This window comes from Cupriavidus sp. WS, from assembly GCF_000395345.1.
GTDB lineage: Bacteria > Pseudomonadota > Gammaproteobacteria > Burkholderiales > Burkholderiaceae > Cupriavidus > Cupriavidus basilensis_B.
The window spans coordinates 1-7,043 of the sequence record NZ_AQPL01000331.1 but is presented as its reverse complement, the minus strand read 5'-3'; the positions used below and the strand labels follow the sequence as shown (position 1 = coordinate 7,043).

The 7,043-nt window shown below is 56.6% G+C and carries 6 protein-coding genes and 1 pseudogene; 4 read left to right on the top strand and 3 right to left on the bottom strand.

Translation table 11 applies throughout. The features are described from left to right. From K206_RS0125225 to purU, 3 genes are all read left to right on the top strand, one after another. Nucleotides 1-1,258, top strand: a 1,258-nt coding sequence (locus K206_RS0125225) for a gamma-glutamyltransferase family protein (protein ID WP_029044065.1), incomplete at its 5' end; no start/stop codon positions are given. 24 nt (nt 1,259-1,282) lie between these two features. Next, the gene (locus K206_RS41840; RefSeq protein ID WP_081651503.1) at nt 1,283-2,419 is read left to right on the top strand and encodes a PLP-dependent aminotransferase family protein; all 1,137 of its coding nucleotides are present in this window, start codon (nt 1,283-1,285) and stop codon (nt 2,417-2,419) included. A gap of 32 nt (nt 2,420-2,451) precedes the next feature. Beyond that, nucleotides 2,452-3,324, top strand: coding sequence for a formyltetrahydrofolate deformylase (purU, locus tag K206_RS0125215; protein ID WP_043367078.1), 873 nt, complete (start codon nt 2,452-2,454; stop codon nt 3,322-3,324). Between the two features lie 74 nt (nt 3,325-3,398). Here the strand turns inward: purU and K206_RS0125210 are convergent, their stop codons facing one another. The 3 genes from K206_RS0125210 to K206_RS43090 all read right to left on the bottom strand — a co-directional run bounded on the left by K206_RS0125210 (nt 3,399) and on the right by K206_RS43090 (nt 6,083). After that, complete coding sequence (locus tag K206_RS0125210) at nt 3,399-4,475, bottom strand: nitronate monooxygenase family protein (protein ID WP_043367077.1); 1,077 nt, start codon at nt 4,473-4,475, stop codon at nt 3,399-3,401. A 354-nt stretch (nt 4,476-4,829) separates the two neighbouring features. Further along, a complete protein-coding gene (locus K206_RS0125205) occupies nt 4,830-5,687 on the bottom strand; it encodes a LysR family transcriptional regulator (protein WP_020205160.1) in 858 nt (285 codons plus the stop codon). 132 nt (nt 5,688-5,819) lie between these two features. Further along, nucleotides 5,820-6,083: a hypothetical protein gene (locus K206_RS43090; RefSeq protein WP_155888213.1), complete on the bottom strand. Its 264-nt coding sequence runs from the start codon at nt 6,081-6,083 to the stop codon at nt 5,820-5,822. 767 nt (nt 6,084-6,850) lie between these two features. Here K206_RS43090 and K206_RS41835 point away from each other — a divergent pair. Then, a pseudogene (locus K206_RS41835) lies at nt 6,851-7,043 on the top strand (tripartite tricarboxylate transporter substrate binding protein BugD); the annotation flags it as partial.

Here is a 7,043-nt window from a genome sequence, read left to right as displayed (position 1 = left end):
CACAAAAAATCTGACAGGTTCGTGGCGGCGGCTGGTGGAACCCGCGATTCGCTACGCAAGGCAGGGCTTCATCGTGCATAGCCAACTGATCGAGCGTCGCGACGTGATGTTGGCCGATTTCGAGGGTAAGACGAACTTCACGCGATTCTTCGGAAAGATGAAAGAGGGACGCGTGTTTCGTCAGCCGGATCTTGGCAGCACACTCGAACGGATTGCACGATTCGGCGTCGACGAGTTCTATCTCGGTACCACTGCGGGTTTGCTCGTCAGGCAATTGACCGACAGAGACATGTCGCTTACTCATGCCGATTTGCGCGACTATCGCGCGATCTGGCGCGAGCCACTCGTCGAGAGCTGGAATGGACACAATATCGTGACCGCGCCGCCGCCCAGTTCCGGTGGGGTCGGCTTGATCCAGTTGCTAAGGATGAGGACTGAGCTTGGGGCCGCGTTCGCGGGTGTTGTTCACAATTCGACCCAGTACGTCCACCTCGTCGCAGAGATGCTGAAGCGTGTGTTTGCTGACCGTGCCGAGTATCTGGGCGACCCCGACTTTCACACCATGCCGGTCGATTCGTTGCTGTCTTCCGCATACATCCGAAGGCGCGCAGCGGAAATAGATCTCGCGTTACCGTCGCTGGTGAACGTCGTCAAGCCAGGGTTCGAGGAAAGCGAGGAAACTACACACTTCTCGATCATAGATAAGTTTGGCAACGCGGTGTCCAATACTTACACTCTGAATTCGAAATTCGGTAGTGGGGTTGTGGTAGAAGGTGCCGGCTTCCTGCTCAATAACGGCATGGACGACTTCTCCGCAAAGCCTGGTGCGGCTAACCGGTTTGGTGTCGTTGGCGCGGATGCCAACGCGATCGCGCCGGGCAAGCGCATGTTGTCGTCAATGACGCCCACGATCTTGACGAAGAACGGTCGGGTGGAACTTGTTATCGGCACCCCGGGAGGTTCGAGGATATTCGGGTCTATCTTCCAAGTGATCAGCAACATCTATGATTTCGACATGCCGTTGACAACGGCCATCGCGAAGATGCGCGTACATCATCAACTGCTGCCCGTCAACACGGTGTACTGGGAACCTTACGCACCGATCGAGGGTGCGTTAGCAGAGGAGCTCATCACGCGCGGTTACAACCTGCAGCCGCGCTTCACCAACGGAGACGTGCAAGTAATCCGCGTCAGAGGCGACTTGCCAGAAGCGGCTTCCGATCCGCGTGCACGTGGCACGGTCCGTTTCGTTTGTTAACTGATACAGCCGAAAGGCCTCGCCATGAGAATCATTGATTTTTCGCGCGGCGTACCCGATCCGCGATCATTCCCGTCCGACTCATTGCGCTCAATGACAGCCACGGCTCTCGCGCGTGATGCCGCCCGAATGCTGCAGTATGGTTCGCCTGCCGGATATCCGCCGCTACGCGAATACATTGCATCATGGTTCAACTGTGCGATAGCAAATGTACTGATCGGTCACGGCTCGCTGGAGATTTTCAAGTTCATCTGCGATGCGTATCTTGAGCCCGGCGATGTCGTTTTCGTCGAACGTCCGACCTATGACCGCGCCATCACGACCCTACGGCAGCATGGCGTGGAGATAGTTGGCATCGACATTGACGAGCACGGAATCTGCGTCGATGTGTTCGAGCATGAGTTGCATCGGCACGTGCCAAAGTTGGTGTACCTCATTCCGGATTTCCATAATCCGACAGGGGCGTGCATGAGTCTCGATGTGAGGCGGGCGATGGTTCGCTTGGCACGCGAGCACCAATTCCTGATTGTCGAGGACGGGCCATACTGCTGCTTGCGGTATACGGGAATACCAATTCCGTCGATCCGCAGCATGGCTCCGGAACTGACGCTGCATTTGAGTTCGTTCACTAAGCTGATCAGTCCTGGCGTGAGGACCGGATTCTTGGTTGCGCCTGATGAAGTCGTAAAGCGAGTTACGAGTGTCGCCGAGCGAAATTACATTGCGCCGTGCTTCTTCGCGCAGGGCGTCGTGGCTGCTTGGTGCGCAGATGGTCAATTACCATTGCAGCTTGACCGATTGAGGCAACTCTATCGTCCGAGGCTCGACGCCTGTGTACAAGCAATCGACGACTCCCTTCCTGGGCGTCTGTTCACCCATCCGGAAGGCGGCTTCTTTGTAGCGCTGAGGCTCGGTAATCTTATTGAAGAGAAATCATTGCAAGTCGCGGCGCGCGGCGTGGGGCTCATCCTATCGTCGGGGAGTGCGTTTTTCGATATCGATCCCGGCTATCAATTTCTGCGCGTGCCGTTCTGTGCGCTACCTCCCGGGGACATCATCGAAGGCATTCGCCGACTCGGCAATGTGGTCGACCATCTGAACGAGGTGGGGCTTCGCGGTAAAACACTCCCACTAACTGACACAAAGGAAGCGTCGTGTTGAGGCAAAGCGAGTCTCATTCGATGGAGGGGCGGATGCCGACGAGTGTCCAATACGTTTTGGTTGCATCTTTCCCGGCGCTGCGAGGTGTGTTTCACCAGGTGTCCAGTCTGTTGACAGAACTACATGGGCACATACTGGAATCAGCACAATTCTCTGATTCATCATCGCAACGCCTCTTCATGCGGATCGTCTTTGTTGTGGACAATGGGGACATTTCGGAGAAGGCGTTGCGTGCCGGTATTACTCTACTGGGCCATTCGCCGAGCGTGCAGTGGCAACTGTTCACGACGCCGCACCGTCTGCGAGTGCTACTGTTAGCCTCGAGGCTTGGACATTGTCTAAACGATCTATTGTTCCGACACGCGAGTGGTACCTTGCCGGTTGAGGTCTGCGGCGTCGTATCAAATCATCGCGACCTCAACCGGCTCGTTGATGGGTACAGTCTGCCGTTCTACCATCTACCGCTTTCACCTTGCGGGGGAGCCGAGAATCGGGCTTTGCAGGAGCAGGCTATTTTGGAGCTCGTGGAGGCGCAGGGCATTGAACTAATGGTGCTGGCACGGTACATGCAGATTCTGTCAGGAGAATTCTGCGATGCAATGAAAGGCCGAATTATCAATATTCATCACTCATTCCTGCCTAGTTTCAAGGGCGCACGGCCCTACGTCCAAGCACATACACGCGGCGTAAAGCTGATCGGCGCGACAGCGCATTTCGTAACGCGCGATTTGGATGAGGGGCCGATCATTGAGCAGGACGTAGCGCGGATCGATCATGCGATGTCGCCCGAGGCGCTGTCGGAGGTCGGGCAGGATACGGAATGCGTTGTGCTGGCACGGGCAGTTAAGTGGTTTGCGGAGCGCCGTCTCTTGCTGAATGGCAACAAGACCGTGGTGTTCAAGTAGGTTCGAAGCACGTCATCGTTGACGCCGCGCTTCGATCTGTAGCATACGGGCGGGGCCCGCTTCTGTGGCGGAGGTCAACCAAATGCGGCGATTGTTTCTTTAGCCAGTGTATTCACTAGCGTGGCGGCTGAAACTCCATCGTCGCGCGACCGGCTCATTCCTGCGGCCTGGCCGGCCCAAAGCGACATCAAGTCCGAACGGTTTGCTACCCCAGCTGCCTTGCGAATTTCCATCGTAAGCGCATTCTGGATGGGGTATGAGGGGATGTCCTGCTCATGCTCGGCCATGCGTGTCATGTAGTCGTTGGTGATGCCGCGTGCGGCGCGGCCGGTGAATGTCCGACTGGTCCGGGTTGACGTGTCAGTCGAAAGACGGATCTCCTTCCTCCAGGCCGGATGGATTGGCGATTCGGCGCTTGTTAGGAACGCCGTTCCGAGTTGCGCAGCTTGGGCTCCAAGCGTCAGTGCGGCGGCGATGCCGCGTCCATCCATAATGCCGCCCGCCGCGATCACCGGTAGCGCGACAGCGTCGACGATTTGCGGAATCAGCGCGAGTGAACCGATCATGCTGTTGTCAGGGTGGCCGAGGAACGTGCCACGATGACCTCCGGCCTCGGTGCCCTGCGCGCAAATGATGTCGGCGCCGCTGGCTTCCCATGCAAGGGCTTCCGCGATACTCGTGGCCGTGCCGATGACAAGGCTGCCCGCTTTGTGCAGGCGCTGGACAGACGGTGCATCAAGTAGACCGAACGTGAAACTTACCACTGGCACCCTCAGATCCACGAGCGTGTCAAATTGTTGCTGAAAATCCTCGCAGTAGAACTCCTGCGGCTGGCCTGGCACGAGGCCTAGCTCGGCACGTATTGGCTGCAACTGATCGAGCGCGCAACGAACCTCGTCGTCGGTCGGCGTGGGCTTGTCAAGCACGAACAGGTTGATGTTGAACGGGTTGGACGTTTGCGCTCGGATAGAGGCGACTTGTGAGCGTATCTCGTTGGGCGCGAGGCCACCAGCGGCAAGCGAGCCGAGGCCGCCTGCATTGGAGACAGCGGCAACCATCGCGGGCGTCGAGCCGCCGTTCATCGGACCCTGCACAATCGGGAAGGCGATACCGAGTCGTTGAGTCAGTGGAGTAGATAGCGAGCGTGGCATTGATTGTTTCTCCAAAGTGAAGCAAGTTCCTGGTCCCGTGCGGCGAGAGCATTCCGCCGCGCCGCGGGGCACAGGTGGGAACGCCATTCGGTTGCGGGCATAGCCAGACCCCGCTTGGCCGGACGGCGCGTGCGTTTGCCACAGGACTATGTGGCGCAATTGCCGCTTTTCTTTCGGCGCGCGGCGGTGTGCTGATGGGCTTGATTGAGCAATAGGATAATCTTGTAGAGCGAAGAGAGCGTCACTACCACAACACCCAAGGTGATGAGAATGACATCAAGCATTAGAAATCTTCCCCTTTGTCGTTTGGATGTTGCCTCATATAACGACCACCACCTAGTATTCGGGGGAGGGTCAGTGCCCCTTTAGGCAGCGGATGAACTCGTCCCGTGCGCGGTGCCGGACAATTTCCTTGCGCCAAGCAATCCGCACCGGGTCGCTCGCGATGTCTGCCGGCAGCGTGTGGCATTTAATGAGGCTAGCTAGGTTTCTGCTCTCAATGAGGGAGCGCGGTATCAGGGAAACTCCCATACCAGCAGCCACGCATGCGATGATGACCTCGAGCGCGCTGAACTCAAGGGTGATCTTTGGCTTGACTCCAGCCAACCAGTTCTCGAAACGTGCCCGGTGGAAGCCATCCTGGCGAAATGCGAGAAAGCTGCAATCCTTGAGATCTGCTGTCGACAGGACGGCCGGATGATTGCTGTCGGTGATCAGCAGGAGTTCATCGTCGAATGCCTCCTCCTCGGCCAATTCGCCTGTCATGACCCTGGAAGGCAGGAGCGCGATATCCAGGCGGTCGGCGAGGATCGCCTTCATGACTTGTTCGATCGACCCAGTCTCAATTGTCATCTCGACTTTGGGAAAGCGCCGATGGAAACTTGCCAGCAGGCGCGGCAGGTGGGCGGTGACAGTAACCTCAGTGGCGCCAATCCGAAGTTTGCCGGCGGGCTCTCCGCCACCCCTGACGACTGATTGCGCTTCGTCTGCAAGTTTGAGTATCCGCTCCGCATAGTCGAGCAATTGCAGCCCTTCGCTGGTGATAACGAGACGCCCGTTCCGGCGGTGAAAGAGCTGAATGCCCAGTCGACTCTCGAGTTGTCGCAGCCGCGTAGAAACATTAGATTGGACGCAGTTCAACACGTTGGCGGCGCGAGCGATACCGCCTTCGTTTGCTACGGCCTTAAATATCTTCAGCGCCTGCAAATCCATTCTGGCTCCTCCCTGGCCGTGTTCGCAACACGTATCGGTTTCCTATGGGCTGAATGTGCTCACAAAACTATCTAATAAGAGATTTTTTAAGGATTACTGAGGTGGTCATGTCTTATTAAATATGAGGGCGAATCATTCGTGAGTAATTGGTTTTGTGGGATCCAAGTTATGTGATGGTAATTGAGAAATTTGGATAAAATGCGATCTTGTTTGTGTAGATATAAATGGTGATTCTAGATCGTTTGTCAGTTCTGTTTGGCTGAATGCAAATTCAAAATTTGATGTCATGTCTTGAGTGGGTATTTGTCCATTTGTTTTTGATTTTAATGAGGCGTTTTCTGTTTTGGTTTGTCGGGGGTAACGGGTGGCGATGGGTTTGATGGGGTCATGAATCATATTTTTATCATGAACTCGTGATCATGTATTTAGTACGAGTACGGGTTTTTGATGAATATATTTAATATCAGAATTTATTTATTATGGCCTCATGCCCAATGGCGGGGAGAGTAATGAGGGGGAGTGAACGTAGTAGATGCCTCCAATCCGTCAAGGGACCGATATAAAGGAACGGTACGCGCCATCTTGATCCGTTGCCGCACTTGCGTTGGGGTTCTCGGGACCTCGTCGCAATGGCGGGCGGAGTGCGACCACAGACGGCCGAACCGTTAGCGGCTCAAAAGCAGGCTAGCCGGTCCCCTCGCCATACTTGAATCGCAAGTTTGCGTCCATCCATTGATCAATTCTCTACTGAGGCCGTCAGATCATCATTTGTGACTAAAGAGCCATAAAGGAGCTTCAGTGCATTCCCTTGGCTGTGAAACCGCTTAGCGCGTCGCACCGACAATCACGAATCCCTCTTTGCTCTGGTCTGCCTCGTGTGCCGCTGCCCTCTTCAATGCGAGAAAAATTCCTCTTGGAAAGAGTTTTTAGCGGGTTTTTCCGAGTATTTAAGACTTTTCTTAATTGATAGCATTGCGCTCCGGTTGCGCGGCCCTTGCCGCGGGCCGGTGCGCCGTGCCCGTGTCATGGTCGGCGCCGCCGTCGGGATCGCTCGGATCGGGACGGCGGCGCGGGAACGGCCGCGCTCCGTCCGCGAGGACGGGCGCGCCGCTCCGGCCGGGACGGCGCCAAACGGGGAATGAGGCGGGTATCCAGGAGATAGCATGAAACGAGTTGCACAATTTGTCGCAGCCGCGCTGGCGGTGGGCGTGATGGGCACGCAGGCGGGCGCGCAGGCGCAGGAATTCCCGGGCAGCAAGCCGGTCTCGGCCGTGGTGCCGTTCGCGGCGGGCGGCCCGACCGACAAGGTCGCGCGCGAGCTGGTGATGATCATGTCCAAGCACCTGGGCACCACGA